General features: G+C 59.4%; 19 protein-coding genes, 1 pseudogene and 1 riboswitch. Of the genes and pseudogenes, 11 read left to right on the plus strand and 9 right to left on the minus strand.

Annotated elements, in window-relative coordinates:
• Window positions 1–5 precede the first annotated feature (5 nt).
• The 5 genes from srlB to gutQ all read left to right on the plus strand — a co-directional run bounded on the left by srlB (window position 6) and on the right by gutQ (window position 3,381).
• Window positions 6–368 carry a PTS glucitol/sorbitol transporter subunit IIA gene (gene srlB / locus ACJ8PE_RS13290; protein ID WP_004941520.1) on the plus strand — a complete coding sequence of 121 codons (363 nt, stop codon included), beginning with the start codon at window positions 6–8 and terminating at the stop codon, window positions 366–368.
• Window positions 369–378: 10 nt separating this feature from the next.
• Window positions 379–1,158 (plus strand): sorbitol-6-phosphate dehydrogenase, encoded by a 780-nt coding sequence (gene srlD / locus ACJ8PE_RS13295; protein ID WP_197760231.1) that lies wholly within the window; start codon window positions 379–381, stop codon window positions 1,156–1,158.
• A 45-nt stretch (window positions 1,159–1,203) separates the two neighbouring features.
• Window positions 1,204–1,560, plus strand: coding sequence for a transcriptional regulator GutM (gene gutM, locus ACJ8PE_RS13300; RefSeq protein WP_048325245.1), 357 nt, complete (start codon window positions 1,204–1,206; stop codon window positions 1,558–1,560).
• A gap of 83 nt (window positions 1,561–1,643) precedes the next feature.
• Window positions 1,644–2,417, plus strand: coding sequence for a glucitol operon DNA-binding transcriptional repressor SrlR (gene srlR / locus ACJ8PE_RS13305; protein ID WP_004941511.1), 774 nt, complete (start codon window positions 1,644–1,646; stop codon window positions 2,415–2,417).
• Window positions 2,410–3,381 (plus strand): arabinose-5-phosphate isomerase GutQ, encoded by a 972-nt coding sequence (gutQ, locus tag ACJ8PE_RS13310; protein WP_049270680.1) that lies wholly within the window; start codon window positions 2,410–2,412, stop codon window positions 3,379–3,381. The genes srlR and gutQ overlap by 8 nt, the downstream gene beginning before the upstream one ends.
• Before the next feature lie 39 nt (window positions 3,382–3,420).
• Here gutQ and ACJ8PE_RS13315 read toward each other — a convergent pair whose 3' ends face one another.
• The 3 genes from ACJ8PE_RS13315 to thiM form a co-directional block, all read right to left on the minus strand.
• On the minus strand, window positions 3,421–3,879 hold the full coding sequence (locus ACJ8PE_RS13315; protein ID WP_033648850.1) for an inhibitor of vertebrate lysozyme family protein: 459 nt from the start codon (window positions 3,877–3,879) through the stop codon (window positions 3,421–3,423).
• An 83-nt stretch (window positions 3,880–3,962) separates the two neighbouring features.
• Window positions 3,963–4,763, minus strand: a complete 801-nt coding sequence (thiD, locus tag ACJ8PE_RS13320; protein WP_033651554.1) for a bifunctional hydroxymethylpyrimidine kinase/phosphomethylpyrimidine kinase — start codon at window positions 4,761–4,763, stop codon at window positions 3,963–3,965.
• Window positions 4,763–5,554, minus strand: coding sequence for a hydroxyethylthiazole kinase (thiM, locus tag ACJ8PE_RS13325; RefSeq protein ID WP_015378755.1), 792 nt, complete (start codon window positions 5,552–5,554; stop codon window positions 4,763–4,765). Before thiM ends, thiD begins: the two co-directional genes overlap by 1 nt.
• Before the next feature lie 35 nt (window positions 5,555–5,589).
• A riboswitch (TPP riboswitch) is annotated at window positions 5,590–5,686 on the minus strand.
• A gap of 142 nt (window positions 5,687–5,828) precedes the next feature.
• Between thiM and ACJ8PE_RS13330 the strand changes: the two genes are divergently transcribed.
• Complete coding sequence (locus ACJ8PE_RS13330) at window positions 5,829–6,254, plus strand: GNAT family N-acetyltransferase (protein WP_033644074.1); 426 nt, start codon at window positions 5,829–5,831, stop codon at window positions 6,252–6,254.
• On the opposite strand, the gene ACJ8PE_RS13335 is transcribed toward ACJ8PE_RS13330, so the two are convergent.
• Window positions 6,251–7,474 (minus strand): MFS transporter, encoded by a 1,224-nt coding sequence (locus tag ACJ8PE_RS13335; RefSeq protein ID WP_197760233.1) that lies wholly within the window; start codon window positions 7,472–7,474, stop codon window positions 6,251–6,253. The genes ACJ8PE_RS13330 and ACJ8PE_RS13335 overlap by 4 nt on opposite strands.
• 95 nt (window positions 7,475–7,569) lie before the next feature.
• Here ACJ8PE_RS13335 and ACJ8PE_RS13340 point away from each other — a divergent pair.
• From ACJ8PE_RS13340 to rluF, 3 genes and pseudogenes are all read left to right on the plus strand, one after another.
• Window positions 7,570–8,007 (plus strand): annotated as a pseudogene (locus ACJ8PE_RS13340) (winged helix-turn-helix transcriptional regulator); the annotation flags it as partial.
• 42 nt (window positions 8,008–8,049) lie between these two features.
• A complete protein-coding gene (locus tag ACJ8PE_RS13345) occupies window positions 8,050–8,853 on the plus strand; it encodes an aminoglycoside adenylyltransferase family protein (RefSeq protein ID WP_404769110.1) in 804 nt (267 codons plus the stop codon).
• Between the two features lie 138 nt (window positions 8,854–8,991).
• A complete protein-coding gene (gene rluF, locus ACJ8PE_RS13350; protein ID WP_033651557.1) occupies window positions 8,992–9,861 on the plus strand; it encodes a 23S rRNA pseudouridine(2604) synthase RluF in 870 nt (289 codons plus the stop codon).
• A gap of 111 nt (window positions 9,862–9,972) precedes the next feature.
• Here the strand turns inward: rluF and ACJ8PE_RS13355 are convergent, their stop codons facing one another.
• The 4 genes from ACJ8PE_RS13355 to ACJ8PE_RS13370 form a co-directional block, all read right to left on the minus strand.
• Window positions 9,973–10,425 carry a DUF943 family protein gene (locus tag ACJ8PE_RS13355; RefSeq protein WP_033644077.1) on the minus strand — a complete coding sequence of 151 codons (453 nt, stop codon included), beginning with the start codon at window positions 10,423–10,425 and terminating at the stop codon, window positions 9,973–9,975.
• Entirely contained in the window at window positions 10,418–11,221 is an 804-nt protein-coding gene (locus ACJ8PE_RS13360) for a YPO3983 family protein (protein WP_197793395.1), read from the minus strand. Before ACJ8PE_RS13360 ends, ACJ8PE_RS13355 begins: the two co-directional genes overlap by 8 nt.
• 181 nt (window positions 11,222–11,402) lie before the next feature.
• The gene (locus ACJ8PE_RS13365; RefSeq protein ID WP_197793394.1) at window positions 11,403–14,450 is read right to left on the minus strand and encodes an autotransporter outer membrane beta-barrel domain-containing protein; all 3,048 of its coding nucleotides are present in this window, start codon (window positions 14,448–14,450) and stop codon (window positions 11,403–11,405) included.
• A gap of 195 nt (window positions 14,451–14,645) precedes the next feature.
• Window positions 14,646–14,960, minus strand: coding sequence for a hypothetical protein (locus ACJ8PE_RS13370; protein ID WP_025303891.1), 315 nt, complete (start codon window positions 14,958–14,960; stop codon window positions 14,646–14,648).
• 175 nt (window positions 14,961–15,135) lie between these two features.
• Here ACJ8PE_RS13370 and ACJ8PE_RS13375 point away from each other — a divergent pair, with 175 nt between their 5' ends.
• Both ACJ8PE_RS13375 and ACJ8PE_RS13380 read left to right on the plus strand, forming a co-directional pair.
• On the plus strand, window positions 15,136–15,768 hold the full coding sequence (locus ACJ8PE_RS13375; RefSeq protein ID WP_197760236.1) for a response regulator transcription factor: 633 nt from the start codon (window positions 15,136–15,138) through the stop codon (window positions 15,766–15,768).
• Window positions 15,765–17,546 carry a hybrid sensor histidine kinase/response regulator gene (locus ACJ8PE_RS13380; protein ID WP_197793393.1) on the plus strand — a complete coding sequence of 594 codons (1,782 nt, stop codon included), beginning with the start codon at window positions 15,765–15,767 and terminating at the stop codon, window positions 17,544–17,546. Before ACJ8PE_RS13375 ends, ACJ8PE_RS13380 begins: the two co-directional genes overlap by 4 nt.
• A 97-nt stretch (window positions 17,547–17,643) precedes the next feature.
• Here ACJ8PE_RS13380 and ACJ8PE_RS13385 read toward each other — a convergent pair whose 3' ends face one another.
• Window positions 17,644–17,838 (minus strand): hypothetical protein, encoded by a 195-nt coding sequence (locus tag ACJ8PE_RS13385; RefSeq protein WP_127897174.1) that lies wholly within the window; start codon window positions 17,836–17,838, stop codon window positions 17,644–17,646.
• Window positions 17,839–17,989: the final 151 nt, after the last annotated feature.

Raw genomic sequence — 17,989 nt, forward strand, 5'->3', positions numbered from 1 at the left:
CGTTTATGCACACCATTTTTCATACCACCATCACGCAGATCGGCGGCTGCGCCCGCGACGCGTTGCTGGACAACATGCTGATCACTTTCCGTGAAGGCGCGCCGGCGGATATCGAAGAGTTCTGCTTTATCCACCGCCACGGCGCGACCGCCGGCGAGCTGCAGGTGGGCGGCGTGATGGAGCTGGCGCAGCAGCGCTACGCCATCACCGCCGTCGGCAGCGTCGCCACGCAGAATCTGCGCGAGCTGGGCCATATCACCGTGCGCTTCGACGGCGAAGCCGAAGCCGAATTTCCCGGCTCGATCCACGTATCCGGCCCGACGCCGACCGATATCCCGTTGGGCAGCACGCTGTCATTTATCGCATAAGGAGTAGACCATGTCTGAAGTAGCTGTAGTGATTGGCGGCGGCCAAACGTTAGGTGCCTTTTTGAGCCACGGGCTGGCGCAGGCCGGTTATCGGGTGGCGGTGGCCGATCTGAACGCCGACAACGCCAATCGGGTGGCGCGGCAGATCAACGAAGCGTTTGGCGCAGGCAGCGCCTGCGGTTTTCAGGCCGACGCCACCGACGAGCAGAGCGTGATCGCGCTGGCGGCGGCGGTTGACCGGGCGTTTGGCCAGGCTAATTTGCTGGTGTACAGTGCCGGCATCGCCAAGGCGGCGCCGATCACCGATTTCCCGCTGGGCGACTTCGACCGCTCGCTGCAGGTGAACCTGGTGGGCTATTTCCTCTGCGCCCGCGAGTTCTCGCGCCTGATGATCCGCGACGGCATCGCCGGGCGCATCATCCAGATCAACTCCAAGTCCGGCAAGGTCGGCAGCAAGCACAACTCTGGCTACAGCGCCGCCAAGTTCGGCGGCGTGGGGCTGACGCAGTCGCTGGCGCTCGATCTGGCGGAGTACGGCATCACCGTGCATTCGCTGATGCTCGGCAACCTGCTGAAGTCGCCGATGTTCCAGTCGCTGCTGCCGCAGTACGCGCAAAAACTGGGCATCGCGCCGGATCAGGTGGAGCAGTACTACATCGACAAGGTGCCGCTGAAGCGCGGCTGCGACTACCAGGATGTGCTGAACACCCTGCTGTTCTACGCCAGCGACAAGGCCTCTTACTGCACCGGCCAATCGATCAACATCACCGGCGGCCAGGTGATGTTCTGACGCCAATCGATGCCCCCTTCAGCAGAGGGGGCTAAGGAGAACGCCATGACACAAGCTTTGATCGCCTTCGCGCTGCTGGCCTGGCTGCTGCAAATCGCCTTCGGCTGGTGGCAACTGCAACGTTTCAACCGCGCCTTCGATGGTTTATGCCAGCTGGGCGCCGTGGGCGTCGGCCGTTCCGGCGGCCGTTTTCGCCCGCGAGTGGTGCTGGCGCTGGCCTTCGACGCCGACCGGCGGGTGTGCGGCAGCCTGTTGCTGCGCGGCCTGACCGTTTTCGCCCGGCCACGCCCGCTGCCTCATTTACACGGATTGCATCAGCGGGATTTGCGCCCGGATGTGATCTTCCCCGAGGATCGCGCATGCCAGTCTGCACTATCGTTAGCGATTGAACCCAAATCGTGATATTTTCACATTAAAAGACATTACCTTTCATAGTGAATTATTCAGCGAGGGGAAATGCCCCACTCTTGTGAACGGGAATCGCGATGAAACCAAAGCAGCGGCAGGCCGCTATCCTTGAATATCTGCAGCGGCATGGCAAAACGGCAGTGGACGCCCTGGCCGAGCATTTCTCCACCACCGGCACCACCATCCGCAAGGATCTCACCCTGCTGGAAGAAGAAGGCGAGGTGATCCGCACCTACGGCGGCGTGGTGCTCAGCCGCGACGACGGCGATCAGCCGATCGACCGCAAAACCCATATCAACACCGAGAAAAAACGCCAGATCGCCAGCGCCGCCGTGGCGCTGATCGCCGACGGCGACTCGCTGATCTTCGACGCCGGCAGCACGGTGCTGCAGATGGTGCCGCACCTGGCACAGTTCAACAACATCACGGTGATGACCAACAGCCTGACCATCGTCAACGCGCTGGTGGAGCTGGACAACGATCAGACCATCCTGATGCCCGGCGGCACCTACCGCAAAAAATCGGCCTCGTTCCACGGCAGCCTGGCGGAATCGGCGTTTCAGCAATTCAGCTTCGACAAGCTGTTTATCGGCGCGGACGGCGTCGATCTCAACGCCGGCGTCACCACCTTCAACGAAGTGCACAACGTCAGCAAGGCGATGTGCGAAGCCGCCGGCCGCATTATTCTGTTGGTAGACTCCTCGAAATTCGGCCGCAAGAGCCCGAACGTGGTGTGCGAGCTCAGCGCCGTCGACACGCTGATCACCGACCGAGACATCAACCCCGATTACCTCGCCGCCCTGCAGGCGAAAGGCATCAATATCATTCTGGTAGGAGACCCCGATGAGTAACGCCAACGCCCTGCTCGCCTTCGCCCGCGAAACGCTGGAGATCGAGTTGACCGAAGCGCAGCGCCTGCTGGCGCGCCTGGATGACAATTTCGTCTGCGCCTGCGAGCTGCTGCTGAACTGCCGCGGCAAAGCGGTGATTTCCGGCATCGGCAAGTCCGGCCATATCGGCAAAAAAATCGCCGCGTCGCTGGCCAGCACCGGCACGCCGTCGTTCTTCGTTCATCCGGCGGAGGCGCTGCACGGCGATCTCGGCATGATCGGCGCCGACGACGTGGTGGTGTTCATCTCCTACTCCGGCCGCGCCAAAGAGCTGGACCTGATCCTGCCGCTGCTGGCGGAGAACGGCATTCCGGTGATCGCCATCACCGGCGGCAAAGAGTCGCCGCTGGCGCAGGCCGCGGCCTGCGTACTGGATATCGGCGTCGAGCGCGAAGCCTGCCCGATGGGGCTGGCGCCCACCTCCAGCGCGGTCAACACCCTGATGATGGGCGACGCTCTGGCGATGGCGCTGATGCGCCAGCGCGGTTTCAATGCGGAAGACTTCGCCCGCTCGCACCCGGGCGGCAGCCTGGGGGCGCGCCTGTTGAACCGCGTGCATCACCTGATGCGCACCGGCGATCGCCTGCCGCGCGTGAGCGAAAGCGCCAACGTGATGGAAGCGATGCTGGAACTGAGCCGCACCGGGCTCGGGTTGGTGGCGGTGTGCGACGCGCAGCAGCGGGTAGTGGGCGTGTTTACTGACGGCGACCTGCGCCGCTGGCTGGTGAAGGGCAACAGCCTGCAGGATCCGCTCAGCCCGGCGATCACCCGCCCCGGCTATCGGCTGCCGGAGCAGTGGCGCGCCGGCGAAGCGCTGGAAGCGCTGCACGAACAGCACATCAGCGCGGCCCCGGTGGTCGATATGGATGGCGTGCTGGTGGGGGCGCTCAACCTGCACGATCTGCATCAGGCCGGCATCGGCTGATCAACGCCGGGGGCGGCATCGTCAGCGCCCCCGGTCAGATCATTTCCAGTCGGGATTGTTCTCAAACTGCTGCTTAAGCAGCGCTTTCATGTCGTCATCCGGCTTGCCGAGCCACTGGTACTTGGCGTATTTCTTCGGATGATCGACGGCTTCCGGCCGATCTTCCACCGCGACTCGCACGCCCCAGGCCTGGGATTTATCCGCGCTGAACGCCACGATCAAAAAGTTGTTGCCGCAGTCGTGCGGCTTGCACAGATTGCCGACCAGATACTCTTTGCCCTTCCAGCTCAGGTTTTGCGCCGGCGTAGAGGTGCCGACGCCCTTGCGCGCCCAGCCCGGCATCCGCGCCTGGCCTTTGACCATGTTTTGCCAGCTGGCCTGATACCCCGGCTGCTGAATCAAATCCGATGTGGTGACGATCTGCTGAGCGAAGCTGCCCGCGCTGAAGCTGAGCAGTGCGCCGAAGAGGGCGCAACGCAGCGCCTGGTGTCCCGTCATAGTCCTTCTCCCTAGGTTAAATCAGGTTTCGCCCGTAAACCGGGCCTGAACTAGTCAGACCACGGTTGCGGCAAAAAGTTGACTCACCACCAGGCGTGAAAATGATGCACCGGCCCGATGCCGTGCCCCACTTCCAGCGTGTCCGCCTGTTGCAGCGCGTGTTGCAGGTAGTCCTTGGCGGCGGCCACCGTGGCCGCCCAGTCGGCATGGCGCGGGCGCAACGCCGCCAGCGCGGCCGAGAGCGTGCAACCGGTGCCGTGAGTGTGGCGGGTGGCGACGCGCGGCGCGGTAAAGCGCTGCTCGCCTTCGGCGGTAAACAGCCAGTCCGGGCTCTCGCTTTCGCTCAGGTGGCCGCCCTTCATCAGCACCGCCCGGCAGCCCATCGCCAGCAGCGCCCGCCCCTGCTCGCGCATCTGCGCTTCATCTTCCGCCGGCGCGCACGCCAGCAGCGCCGCCGCTTCCGGCAGGTTCGGCGTAATGATCGACACCAGCGGCAACAGCTCGCGCCGGATAGACTCTACCGCCTCCGGCGCCAACAGCGGATCGCCGCTTTTCGCCAGCATCACGGTATCCAGCACCACGAATTCCGGCCGGTAATGGCGCAGCCGTTCGGCCACCGCCTGCACGATGTCGGCGTTGGCCAGCATGCCGATCTTGACGCTGTCGATGCGCACGTCGCTGAACACCGAGTCCAGCTGCGCGGCGACGAACGCCGGATCGATGTAATACACCGACTGCACGCCGCGGGTATTTTGCGCCACCAGCGCGGTGATCACCGAGGTGCCGTAGGCGCCAAGCGCCGAGAAAGCTTTCAGATCGGCCTGAATGCCGGCGCCGCCGCTGGGATCGGTGCCGGCGATGGTCAGGGCGTTAATGCGTTTCATCACAGATCCTCCCCGCGCAGTTGATACAGGGCGTCGAGGAACGCCGGCGTAAAGCTGCCCGGCCCGGCGGCCTGCCTGGCCGCCAGGCCGCCGCAGTGTGACATCACCCGGCAGGCGGTCGCCACGTTGTCCAGGCGATCGCCCGGCAGGGCGCAAAACGCCGCCGCCACCGCCGACAGCGCGCAGCCGGTGCCCACCACCCGCGTCATCAGCGGGGAGCCGCCTTCTATCGCCCAGTCGCGTTGGCCGTCGGTGACGTAATCCACCGCGCCGGTGACCGCCACCACCGCGCCGCTGCGCCGCGCCAGCTCACGCGCGGCGGGCAATGCCGCCAAGGAATCGTCGCCGCTGTCCACGCCGCGGCCGCTGGCCAGCAACCCGTTGAGCGCCATGATTTCCGAGGCGTTGCCGCGTATCGCCGCCGGTTGCTCGTCCAGCAGCTGTTTAGCGAAGGCGGTGCGGTAGGAGAGCGCGCCGACCGCCACCGGATCCAGCGTCCAGGGCTTGCCGGCCTGATTGGCGGCGGCCACCGCCGCCCGCATCGATTCGGCGCGCAGCGCGTTGAGGGTGCCGACGTTGATCAGCAGGCCGTCGGCCAGCGCGCTGAACTGCGCCGCCTCTTGCGGCTCCACCACCATCGCCGGAGAGGCGCCGAGCGCCAATAGCACGTTGGCGGTCAGCGACTGCACCACTTCGTTGGTCAGGCAGTGGATCAGCGGAGGCCGCTGTTGGAATTGGGTCAGGCAGGCCGCGGCGCGGGCGCCGGGTAGTGCATCAGGTCGAGCGATCATATTCCTCCCAACCGGCGTTCAAGAAGGCGGCGCCGGTTGAGCGGCCGTGACTTCCCTACGCTGGCATTATCCAGATCAGGTAATACGGGTATTTCTCAGCCTTCACGCGGAAGGGCACCCCGAGTCATGAAAATCAATAGGTTGTGATCAACGTTGCGTTAATCCCTGCAGGGGATCATGCCAGCGGCGGCGCGGACAAACAAGCGATTAAATTGGCCCAGCGGGCATACGCCGCGCAATGCGCTATAGTGAGCACAAACCACCGGGAGATGCCATGCAGATAAGACCCTACCAAGAGACCGATCGCCCCTTCCTGCGCACGCTGTACCTGGCGTCGCGCAAGGCGGCGTTCGGCTGGCGCGATACCTCAAACTATCAGTTGGAAGATTTCGACGGCGCGACGCTGGGCGAAGCGATTTGGGTGGCGGAAGACGGCGGCGCGCTACTGGGATTCGTCTCCGTCTACCGCGAAGATAACTTCATTCATAACCTGTATGTCGATCCCCATCAGCCGCCGCGCGGCGTCGGCAGTGCGCTGCTGCATGCGGCGCAAGCCACCTTCACCGCCACCGGTTCGCTGAAATGCCTGGTGAAAAATGAAAAAGCGCTGGCGTTCTACCGCAAGCACGGCTGGCGCATCATCTCCACCGGCAACGACGGCGAAGAAGATTATTACCTGATGCACTCACCGGCCCGCTAGCCCTTACCCGCCGCATCCGGCATCCCGCGCAGCGTCAGCCGCCAAAACAGCAATGCGCTCAGGCTGACGCCCGCCCCCAGCCAGCAGACGCCGCTCCAGCCCGCCCAGGCGTACACATGGGTGCCGACAAAGGCGCCCAGCCCGCTGCCGACGGCGTAAAACAGCATGTAGCAGGCCACCAGCCGGCTGTGCGACTGCGGGTGCGCGCTGAAAATCATGCTCTGGTTCAGCACGTGGATCGCCTGGCCCGCCAGATCCAGCAGCACGATGCCCGCCACCAGCCAAACCAGACCGCTGCCGAGCAAACCGAGCGGCAGCCAGGCCAGCGTCAACAGCAGCAGACATGCGCCGCTGGCCGCCTGCCCCAACCCGCGATCCGCCAGATGCCCGGCGCGCACCGCCGCCAGCGCGCCCACCGCGCCGACCAGGCCGAACGCTCCCACCGCGGCATGGGTGAAGTTGAACGGCGGCCGGCTCAGCGGCAACACCAGCGAACTCCAAAAGAGGCTGAAAGCGCCGAACATCAGCAGCGCCAGCATGCCGCGAATTTGCAGCGTGCGGTCATGCAGCAACAGGCTCAACATTGAACCCAGCAGCGCGGGATAACTCAGCGTGCTGGGAACGGTGCGTGGCGCTGGCAGCAGGCGCGACAGGATCGGCAGCAATACCAACGTCACTCCGGCGGAGAAGAAGTACACCGTGCGCCAGCCGCCAACGTCCGCCAGCGCGCCGGAGAGAGTGCGCGCCAGCAGCAACCCCAGCACCACCCCGCCCTGCGCCGCGCCGACTACCCGCCCGCGCTCCTGCGGCGGCGCCAGGGCGGCGGCGAACGCGATCAGGCCCTGCGTCATGGCGGTGCCCAGTAGCCCCACCAACATCATCCCCACCAGCAGCCAGGCCGCGCTGGGCGCCCAGCCCACCAGCAGCAGCGCAGCGATCAGGCCCAGCTGTTGCCCCGCCAGCAATCGATGCCGGTTCAACCGATCCCCCAGCGGCACCACCAACAGCAACGCCAGCGCGCAGCCCAACTGAGTCACGGCGATCACCATGCCGACCGCCGCCAGGCTGATGGAAAAATCGCGGGCGATGGCGTCTAACAGCGGCTGCGCATAGTAAACGTTGGCCACGCTAAAGGCGCTGGCGGCGGCCAACAGCAGCACCAGGGCGGCCGGCAGGCGCCCCAATGCCGCACAGGGAGGTTCCAGCAGTTTGTCGCTCATCGCACACCTCAACTTGGTTTCATTATTAAACCCAATGAACTTTAGGCGCAGAGGTTTTATAATGCAACCAGAATATGCAGCAGGAGATAATCGTCGTGAAACGTAAGAGCCTGGAAGACGCGCCGTGCCCGGTGGCGCGCACGCTGGATGTGATTGGCGACTGGTGGTCACTGCTGATCGTGCGCGACGCCTTCGACGGCGTCACCCGTTTCAGCGAATTTCAAAAAGGGCTGGGGATGGCGAAGAACATTCTTGCCACCCGGCTGCGCGCCCTGGTGACGCACGGCGTGCTGAAGATCGTGCCCGCCGCGGACGGCAGCGCCTATCAGGAATATGTGCTGACCGAGAAAGGCCGCGCGCTGTTTCCGGTGATCGTTGGCCTGCGCCAGTGGGGGGAAGATCATCTGTTCGCCGAGGGAGAAGCGCACTCAACGCTGGTGGAAAGCGACAGCGGCCGCCCCGTGCCGCGCCTGACGCCGATCGGCAGCGCCGGGCAGACGCTCACCCCGCTGAACACCCGGGTGGTGAAGGTGGGGGAACGGTTTGAGCCGTCTTTTAACAATCCCCAATTAGCTATAAAAGAAACACTTCCAACCGAAATCGCCGCACAGATCGACGCCGCATACAATGTGCTGACAGAGCAACTCGGCGAGACACTCTTGGGCATCAGTCTGTATGGATCCGCGGTCGATGGCGGTCTTAAACCCAACAGCGATATCGACATCTTGGTCGTCATCAGCAAGCCGCTGATGTCAACCACTCGGGCCGCCCTCATGAAAGCTTTGCTGACCGTGTCGGCTCCGCCAGATGCCGACAGTATTTTTCGCCCGCTGGAAGTCACCGTGCTGGTACAGACCGACATCAAACCTTGGCGCTATCCGCCACGACGTGAGTTACAGTTTGGCGAATGGCTGCGTGAAGAGTTGCTGGTGGGAATTGTCTCCCCCGCCACCTTGGATCCTGATGTGGCGATCCTGCTTACTAAAGCCCGGCAGCATCATCGGCATCTGTTCGGCGCCTCCTTTGAACTCCTGTATGACAGCGTCCCTCGCAGTGACTTCATCGCCGCGCTCACCGATACCCTGAGTCAATGGAAAGAACCTGATGACTGGCATGGCGACGAATGCAACATTGTGCTTGCGCTGGCGCGCATCTGGTTCAGCGCGGCAACCGGTCGGATCGCCCCCAAAGATGTAGCCGCCGAATGGCTGCTGGCACGCTTGCCATCTGAACACCAGCCGGTACTTAGCACCGCGCGGCGAGTTTATCTCGGACAAGCGATAGATGACCTGTCTCAGCATCAGCAGCCGTTGGCGGCATTCATCGGCTATGCCAAAACGACGATCGCAAGTCTATTGACGACAACAGCATCGCAATAAGACGCAGGCCTGTCGACACCACTTATCGTCTGCACTTTTTGATGCAGGGACGGATTTTGTTCATAGCCGCCGCCTCCTGCATGATTCGCTTCGCAGCGCCATCCGGGTAATGTATAGTCCGCGTTTTACGGAGATCCCATGCTGACTAACTCATCCATTCGTTTGAACAAATACATTAGCGAGAGCGGTATCTGCTCACGCCGCGACGCCGATCGATACATCGAACAGGGCAACGTTTTCATCAACGGTAAACGCGCCACCGTTGGCGCCCAGGTATTTGCCGGCGATGTGGTGAAGGTTAACGGTCAGCTGATCGAACCGCGCAATGAAGAAGATCTGGTGCTGATCGCGCTGAACAAACCGGTCGGCATCGTCACCACCACCGAGGACGGCGAGCGCGACAACATCACCGACTTCGTCAACCACAGCAAGCGCATCTTCCCGATCGGCCGCTTGGACAAGGATTCGCAAGGGCTGATCTTTCTGACCAACCACGGTGACCTGGTCAACAAGATCCTGCGCGCCGGCAACAATCACGAGAAAGAGTATCTGGTGACGGTCAACAAGCCAGTGACCGACGAGTTTATTCGCGGCATGGGCGCCGGCGTGCCGATGCTTGGCACGGTGACCAAAAAGTGCAAGGTGAAGAAAGAAGCGCCGTTCGTGTTCCGCATCACGCTGGTGCAGGGGCTGAACCGCCAAATCCGCCGCATGTGCGAACACTTCGGCTATGAGGTCACCAAGCTGGAACGCACGCGCATCATGAACGTCAGCCTGAAAGGCTTGCCGCTGGGCGAATGGCGCGATCTGACCGATGACGAGCTGATTGAGCTGTTCAAGCTGATTGAAGGCTCTTCGTCCGAGGCTAAACCGACGAAGAAAGCCCCGGCCAAATCTGCCCCGGCGAAAAAACCGAGCGCCGGCGGACCGAAAAGCGCCGATAAAACCGCTGCGCCGGCCGGCCGCAAGCGCTTTACCCAGCCAGGACGCAAGAAAAAAGGGCGTTAAACGTCCTTCCCTGCTCAGCCCGCCGTTGCGCGGGCTTGGCGAGGGCGAAACCCTGACCACCACCTAGACGAGTCTGATTGAAAACGAGGAAAAATCAGGGGGTAAGAGTCACTATTTTTTTAACAGCGTGGTCTTACCGTCAGGCTCTTGAGCAAAAGTCTTCCCATCCAGACTGATAAAAATCCTTTTATTAGCATCACCATTAATAATCATCGCTATATCCTTATAGATACATTTGTTCTTGGCATCGCCCTCGGCAAAACAATGATAGTCATCAACACTTCCATCATTGCTACCCGTCGGAGCGGCAACATAGCCATCAAAATTCATTACGGCAACGGTAAAGTGACTCTCGTCTTTGATAATATGATATTTTTCCTGAAGTTTATCTTTATTATCATTCCACCAAGATATTTTACCTTCCGTGGTCAACGGAAGGTATTGAACATAAACAGCAGCACCATCAACCCGCACAACATTAGCCGGCCTGACAAGCACCCAAACCAACCAAAAAGCCGCTACGGCAACCAAAGAAAAGAACGCAACCTTTTTCTTGTTAAGCATAGTTTTCACCTGTCACTATTATCTTCGCGCCAAAGTTGGTGAAAAAGGGTCTAAACGCGAACTCTTTATACCTTTGAGGTACAAACCAAATCCTGAAAAAACCAATAGAATTAAACGTTAACTTGCTAATATCTTCTTTATCCAATCCAAAATGATCCTGAGCTTTATAGCTAATCACGGCAGTATATCTATTACCTTGAAAAACCAAAGAATCAACACTAATCTCTGTACTGTTGACCTCATGCACACTGACTCCCATTCCATTTATGCAGTCTTCCCAGCGGACATACTTTGGCAAACGGCTCTGTGATAACTGAAGAGCAAATGCCTCTTTATTCAGCCGATATGAGTTAAAGTCAAAGGTGTCGAGAACACTTTTAATTCGAATTAGCGTACTATTTTCTGATTTATCGCTCAGTATCAGCCTTTTATAGGCTAAATCCATTTGAACATCTTGAAAGTCAGTTCCGTTATTGCCCTGCATGTGATTGAAGAGCTTAACTATCAAGCCTTGATAAACGCCAGTAAAAGAAAAGTATCTCGATGCAGCTCTCAGCTCATCAAAAAGCATGGCAACCGCCTTTTCTTTTCCTGCTGCCGGAATATTTCGCGTTGCCGGATGATCATAGGGCGATTTATAAGTACTCCAATCGATAAACGTTGATACTTGCCCCAAGCGATACCGTTGCTTAAGTGTACGTTCATCCATATCGCCATATTGCATATCATCCGCAAAACGGTCGTTAAAAGGCTTCTTACTGGTGAAAATCGTTAACGGCCTTGTCAATTCACGCACTGGAAAATCAGTCCCTTGCCCATACCAAGAAGAGCATTAATCATACAGACAATCCCGCCCTGCTCATATCGGGAAATGTCTTAGCGCCCCCTTACGCAGGCTCACGGGAAACTTAATGCCCACCATAAAAAAGGCCCGCATCAAGCGGGCCTGAAAGTACCAGAGAAGTCTAGAGGAAAAATCAGAACGACCAGCGCAGGTTGGCGTTGACCGAATTGACGCGGGTATCGGCGCCGAATTGCCCCTGATAGCCAACATCCAACGTCGCAGCGCGCGACAGCTTCACGCTCACGCCGATATCGCCCACCATCACGTTGTCATCCACGGCCTGGCCCTGAGTAACGAACGCGTCGCTGCCGGCAAACGCCATGCGCGATGAGGTGTTCTTATCGCCGTAGGCATGTTGCCAGCCGAGCGAGCCGTAAAGGCTGACGTTCTTCGGCAGTTCGGTCACGCCGCGCACCCCGAGCGTGGAGTAGAAGGTGTCCATCGTTTCATTGCGCACGCTCAGCGCCGCCGCGCCACCCGACTCCTGGAAGCTGTCGGTATGCAGGCGGATGTAGCTCAGGTTGATGAACGGTTCGACGTTCATCTCCGGCTGGCCGAAACGGTAACCCGCTTGGGTGAATGCCAGCAGCGAGTTCGCGTCATAATCCGACTTCAGCCGATCCGAGAAGCCGCTGAAATCGACGTTGCGCTTGCCTTCAATCTTGTGCCAGGTGTAACCCAGCGCGCCGCGCAGCGAGAACGCATCCTGTTGCCCGGCCGCATACAGGCCGAGGTGGTAGTTGTCGGTATCGGCCTTGGAGCGGCGGCTGTCGACGTCATAATCGCCGCGGCTGTAACCGAAGTAACCGCCGATGCGCACGTTATGGTCCGCCAGCTTGCGATCCGCCCCCAACAGGAAGCCGGTGGTGTTGCCATCCAGCTTGCCCACGTTGCCGTTGCCGCTGTTCCTGCCCCAGGAACTGAAGGTCTGGCCCCAGACGCCGCTGTTTTGCGCCTGCGCCGGTTGCACCAGCGACATCGCCAACGGCGGTATCGGCAGGCTGTCATTGTCGAACAGGCGCAGCATGCGCTGGTTCAGCACGTTGAACAGCTGGGTGCTGCCGGCGATCAGGTTAGACTGCATCGACGGATAGACTTCGCCGGACAGCTGATTGAACGCCTCGCGCGCTTCCGGCGCGCTCAGCAGCAGCAGCGAGTTGTATAGCGCCAGTGAAGGACCGCGCTGCGCCAGCGTGGAGAGCGCGCCGGCGGTATTCCACTGGTTGCCGCTCTCGGCCACCGTTTGGAAAATGCCCGGCTTGCCGCTGCCTGGATTCTCGCCCCCCGGATTTTCCCCGCCTGGGTTTTCTCCGCCCGGATTCTCGCCCCCTGGATTCTCACCGCCAGGGTTTTCTCCGCCCGGATTCTCACCACCTGGATTTTCCCCACCCGGATTCTCACCGCCCGGGTTTTCACCGCCGGTGTCTTTCTGCGCGATGGTCAGATCCACGGCGTTGGCACTGTGTTTTAACGCCACATCGAGGAAGGCAGACTTGGAGACCGCCGACGCGAACTGGCCGTCAATACCGCCGTCCGAGGTCAGAATGCGGTAGCTTTGGCCGGTTTTATAGCTGGTTTGCGGATCCAGCGCCGTAACCTGCACCTTGGCCCGATCGCTGATGGTGGTTTTGCCCGCCACCAGCAGTTGATCGCTGCGGCCGTCGCCGGCGATATCGACGTCATAGAAGGATTCGCCGATAAAGTTCAGGTAGCGTTTCAGCGTCAGCGTGCCGATATTGCCGTCGCCGGGCGAGATATGGCCGCCGGACTGGATCTCGGTCTGGCCCAGCGTGCCGTTGCCGCCCAGCGTGCCGCCGGCCTTGATCGACGCGGCGCTGCTGTAGCCCAGCCCGTTATTGACGTCGGTGCCCGCCGTCGCGTTAAGGATCAGCGTGCCGCCGTTCTCGGCGCCGAGGGTTTGGATCTCGAAGATGTCGTCTTCTTTCTGGGTATTGATGTCGCTGGCGATGATGAGCTTGCCGCCGCGCGCGGTGACGTTCGCCTGCAGCTCAGAGAGATCGCCGTTCAGCGTCGTGTGCCCGGCGCTGTTGATCACCTCGCCTTCGCCGCTCATCTTGTTGCTGAAAACGTAATTGCCGTCGGTATGGTTAAAGTACACATAGCTGCGGAACAATCCGCCCCGCAGGGCGATCGCCGTCTGGGCATCGATGGCGCCAGCGGCGCCCGCCGCGCCGAGCGTCGGTTCGGTCAACCCGGTGCCGGTGTCCATATTGCCGCGGCTGCCGATAATCAGCGCGCCGCGGTTCGAGCCGGAACCGGTCTTGCCCAGCACCACTTCGTTGCCGCCGGCGGAGAATGTCCCGCCGTCCATGACCGCCAACACGCCATTGCCGTAATCGCCAACGTTGACGCTGCTGCCGCTGGTAAACCGTGAGCCGTTGCCGGCGATCGTCAGCTCGGCGGTTTTACGCGCGCCCGAGACGCCCGCCACCTGAATATTACCGACGTTGACCGCAGCGCCGTTCAGCACGTCCAGATCGCCGTAGAGCGTGAGCGCACGGCCGACGTTCCACTGGGAATTGGCCCCCTTGACCGTGGCTTTCGGGCTCAGCGTATCGGTCTCACCCGGCCCGCTGCCATTGCCGATGCGTGCGTCAAAGGCGGTGTTCAGCACCGCGCCGTCTTCAATCGCCAGCGTGGAACGTGCCCCCAGATCGGTGCCGACGCTGAGAAAATTGCTGGTAACGCGAGAACCGGCGCCGGTGGCGATAAGGTGGCTGTCATAGCCACGGCTGGTGCCGACCACGATCTCTTTCGCGCTGGCCAGCGCACCGTCTTCAACCCGCAAAGTGCCCCGCCCCAGATTGAGGCCGCCGCGCAGCACGAACTGATCGTTCACCGCATTCAGCTCGGCGTTCGGCCCGCGGACCGTGACTACGCTGTCATGAATTTGGCCGTTGAACATCCGGCCGATATTGATGTTATAGGCGCTGATCTTGCCATTCTCGATCAGCAGGTTGCCGCTTTGGTTACGGCCGACGTAAACGTCCCCGGTGTAGGCCAATGATTCGGTAATTTTTGAGTCGCCGTCAAAAATGGCATCGTCTGCGCGAGCGATATCGGCGGGCGCCAGCATCAACAGCGGCGCGGAAAATAGAGCGAGGTAAAGTTTGGAAAGCGGTGTTTTAACCGCTAAAGAATGCGATGTCGTGTCATTCACGGGCTATCTCCGTACTCGTTAGCGTGATGTCGAGGAATGTATTGTTATAAGAAAACTCAATGCGCTAGAGGAGGTATGAGGCGTTATTCCGCGCACGCAGGTTTATTGATCGTCGAAGCAAAAGCTTATTGCCCCCCGGCGCTGGCGCTCCGACGATGGAAAACCAGGAAGCGGCAATACCGCCTCCAAAGCGAATTATTTATGGGTGACTACCGGTGTACAGGTCGGCGCGCTCAGCGACGGCGAGGAGCCTAAAATTCCCGGCATCATCAGCGATGAACAATCGAAAATTCGGCCTTTTTCCGTGGTGGCGCGATAAGAAAGTTTTTGGCCGCCCAGCGCATCCGGCTGCGCGCCATTGACATTGGTCACGGTAATTTCGTCCGATGAACCCAGGCCCAGCATTTTAGCGGTTTCCGCCTGCAGCAGCGGAATGGCCTGATCGGTTTTCAGGGTGGAACAACCGGCTATCATCATCGTAACGGTTAAAGCGATAAGTGGTTTCTTCATAAATTATCCTTTATAACCAATCAGTTAAAATTACCGATTGGCTTTATGTTTTCTCTTATCCAAATCCTCGAATAATATATTTCCCTTTCCTAAACGAAAAAACCCTCCTAAAGTAGGGAGGGTTGATAATAACTCATCAGACCTATCTGATATTTGAAGGCGAAAGGAGAATCCTTTGGGGCAGGATTATGCGTTGGTCGTTGATGACCATCCATTGGTAGCAAGCGGCATCGCTAATTTTCTCAGCACGCATTGCCGATTCAAACAGGCGCATGTGGTGACCACAGAAGAGAATTGCTACCGTCATATTAGGGAAAACGGCCCGCCACGTTTACTGGTGATCGATTTTTGGCTCTCTTCCGGTACGGCGTTGAAATTACTCAAAGAAGTAAAGCAACTTTATCCTCAGGTGCGGATCTTGGTGGTTAGCGGCGACGAGAATAACGATATCTGGCAGAAAGTGCACAATGCCGGCGGGCACGGATTCGTATTAAAAAACGAGCCACCTGAATTATTCGCCAGGGCGGTTTTTGCGCTAAACAATAATCAGGAGTGGTTCCCGGAAGGAAATGAATCCGCTATTAAAAGCAGCCATGACCATTTAAATAAATTCAATTTAACGCCGAGACAAATCGACGTATTAACTATGATGTTGCGCGGCCTGCCAAATAAAAGAATCGCGACGCAGCTCTCTATTTCCGAACCTACCGTCAAAGAACATATCAGCAATATATTGAAAAAGATCGGCGTCAACAGCCGGGTGGAAGCCATCACGCTGTTGCACGGCAAACGGGATCCGTCATCATGAGGTTTTTCCAGAATTTACAAAATGATGGTATCTCCCCACGCGCGCAGATCCGCCTGCTGGACAACACCTTCATGCGGCTGGTATTCAGTTTCACCGCCGTGCCTTTCGTCGGCATCCCGTTCGCCATCTGGATTTATTTGCTGGGTGATGAACTCGGCCCAACCATTACCTGGATCATCGTTTACCTGCTATGCGCCGTGGCGATCCGAATATGGCACCGCCGCTACCTGCATGAGGCCAAAGAAAATGATGAAGACGCCGTGCTGCGCCGCTGGCTGCCGCGCATTAATAAGGTGGCGTTTATTCACGGGTTGGGGATCTCATCACTCTATTTAATTACGCCGCAGACCCATAACTTTGACTTTTTCCTGCTGCTCAATATCAGCATCGCCGCGATCGTCGCCGCCAACGCAACGCACCTGACGCCCGTCATCAGCACCTTTACGCGTTTTTTCTTCGCCTCCTGGGGGCTGCTGAACCTCGGCATCATCTGGCGGCTGGAAGACGTGATGTTCATCGTGCTGATGCTGAACTTGCTGTACGGTTTCGCCATTTATCGCCACGCGTTAACCTCACATGCGTTCTTTATTCAGCAAGCGCTGCTCGAAGAGCAAAGTTCGCGCCTGGCGGAACAGTTCCGCCAGGCCAAAGAAGAGGCGGAACAGGCGCTGTTGGACAAGAACCAGTTCCTGACCACCGCCAGCCACGATCTGCGCCAACCGGTGCACGCCATGGGTTTTCTGATCGAAGCCATCATCCACAAAAACCGGGACGACAGCCTGACGCCGCAGCTGCTGGATCTGCAGCAGAGCGTGCGCTCGGTGCATCTGATGTTCAATTCGCTGCTTGATCTCAGCAAGATCGAATCCGGCAACGTGCGCACCGCCGCCACCCATGTGGATATCGGCGCACTGCTCGACTCAGTGATCACCCTGTTCCGCGAAGAGGCCAACAGCCGCTCGCTGGCGCTGCGCACCTGGCGGCCCAGGCGGCGCATCTGCGTGATGGGCGATCCGCTGCTGGTGCGGCAATCGCTGATCAATCTGATCCAAAATGCCCTGCGCTACACGCAACGGGGCGGCGTACTGATCGCCATCCGCCCGCGCGGCGCCGAGTGCCTGGTGGAAGTGTGGGATACCGGCGTAGGCATCGCCGACGAAGAGAAAAGCAAAATCTTCTCCCCTTACTACCGCCCCGAGCTGGCGTGGAAGATAGACAGCGCCGGGCACGGGCTGGGGTTGGCAGTAGTAGCGCGCTGCGCCAAGCTGATGAAGGTGGAGTACGGCATGCACTCCGTCGAAGGCAAAGGCTCGCGCTTCTGGATGCGCTTTGCGCAATACCTCGGCGAAGACAAAGCGCCGGAGATCGCGGCGACGTACGACAACACCGCCACGCCCACCCGCTACGCGCCGCTGCGGGGATCCTGCCTGGTGGTGGACGACGATCCTTTGGTGACCTCCGCCTGGGAAAGCCTGATGAGCACCTGGGGCATCACCGTGCGCTGCGCGGCCTCCGCCGAGGAAGCCTTCGCCATCGTCGACGACGGCTTTACGCCGTTCGCCGTGCTGTGCGATCAACGCCTGCGCTCCGGCGAGAGCGGTTTCGACATCCTCAAAGCGTTGTTCGAACGCCTGCCGGACGTGAGTGGCGCCATGGTCAGCGGCGAGTTCAATTCGCAAGTTCTGCAAGAGGCCGAGCAGGAAGGCTATCTGGTGCTGCGCAAGCCGCTGGAACCGGCCAGGCTGCATGCGCTGTTGACGCAGTGGGGGGCAAGTTAACTACACAGATGGCGCAGGTTATCCGCCAGCAATAAGACAGGCTCAATGAATAAAACATTAAGCCTGCCGCATTTTACGTGGCGTTATCTAAATACGATTAATCGCATTTAGGCGGTTCTGGTTTGCAGACCGGCGGCTCAGGTTTACATACCGGCGGTTTTGGCGTGCAACCGCCCCAGGCATTATTCCACGCGTTTCCCCAGCTGTTAACAACCTTGCCGATAATAGCCAGACCCAGGCCAATCGTTGCGCCGTTCACCTGCTGAACTTCTGTTGAGTTTAATTCTCTCATTTTTCATCTCCATTCACTAAAAAGAATCAATTAAAAAAGACTGCTTTTTATGAACCGTCGGTTCACGCTTTAGGTATAAGGTGCTCGATAAATTAACTCAATAACGAAAATCTTAATTAAAGATGAAATAAATATAAAATTTTATATTTCA

It is taken from the genome of Serratia sp. CY74737 (assembly GCF_052166775.1).
Lineage (GTDB): Bacteria > Pseudomonadota > Gammaproteobacteria > Enterobacterales > Enterobacteriaceae > Serratia > Serratia ureilytica.

Excerpts from the sequence above, each read along its gene's own strand:
- srlB (WP_004941520.1), top strand. The coding sequence starts at position 6 with ATGCACACCATTTTTCATACCACCATCACGCAGATCGGCGGCTGCGCC.
- srlD (WP_197760231.1), top strand. The coding sequence starts at position 379 with ATGTCTGAAGTAGCTGTAGTGATTGGCGGCGGCCAAACGTTAGGTGCC.
- gutM (WP_048325245.1), top strand. The coding sequence starts at position 1,204 with ATGACACAAGCTTTGATCGCCTTCGCGCTGCTGGCCTGGCTGCTGCAA.
- srlR (WP_004941511.1), top strand. The coding sequence starts at position 1,644 with ATGAAACCAAAGCAGCGGCAGGCCGCTATCCTTGAATATCTGCAGCGG.
- gutQ (WP_049270680.1), top strand. The coding sequence starts at position 2,410 with ATGAGTAACGCCAACGCCCTGCTCGCCTTCGCCCGCGAAACGCTGGAG.
- ACJ8PE_RS13315 (WP_033648850.1), bottom strand. The coding sequence starts at position 3,879 with ATGACGGGACACCAGGCGCTGCGTTGCGCCCTCTTCGGCGCACTGCTC.
- thiD (WP_033651554.1), bottom strand. The coding sequence starts at position 4,763 with ATGAAACGCATTAACGCCCTGACCATCGCCGGCACCGATCCCAGCGGC.
- thiM (WP_015378755.1), bottom strand. The coding sequence starts at position 5,554 with ATGATCGCTCGACCTGATGCACTACCCGGCGCCCGCGCCGCGGCCTGC.
- ACJ8PE_RS13330 (WP_033644074.1), top strand. The coding sequence starts at position 5,829 with ATGCAGATAAGACCCTACCAAGAGACCGATCGCCCCTTCCTGCGCACG.
- ACJ8PE_RS13335 (WP_197760233.1), bottom strand. The coding sequence starts at position 7,474 with ATGAGCGACAAACTGCTGGAACCTCCCTGTGCGGCATTGGGGCGCCTG.
- rluF (WP_033651557.1), top strand. The coding sequence starts at position 8,992 with ATGCTGACTAACTCATCCATTCGTTTGAACAAATACATTAGCGAGAGC.
- ACJ8PE_RS13355 (WP_033644077.1), bottom strand. The coding sequence starts at position 10,425 with ATGCTTAACAAGAAAAAGGTTGCGTTCTTTTCTTTGGTTGCCGTAGCG.
- ACJ8PE_RS13370 (WP_025303891.1), bottom strand. The coding sequence starts at position 14,960 with ATGAAGAAACCACTTATCGCTTTAACCGTTACGATGATGATAGCCGGT.
- ACJ8PE_RS13380 (WP_197793393.1), top strand. The coding sequence starts at position 15,765 with ATGAGGTTTTTCCAGAATTTACAAAATGATGGTATCTCCCCACGCGCG.
- ACJ8PE_RS13385 (WP_127897174.1), bottom strand. The coding sequence starts at position 17,838 with ATGAGAGAATTAAACTCAACAGAAGTTCAGCAGGTGAACGGCGCAACG.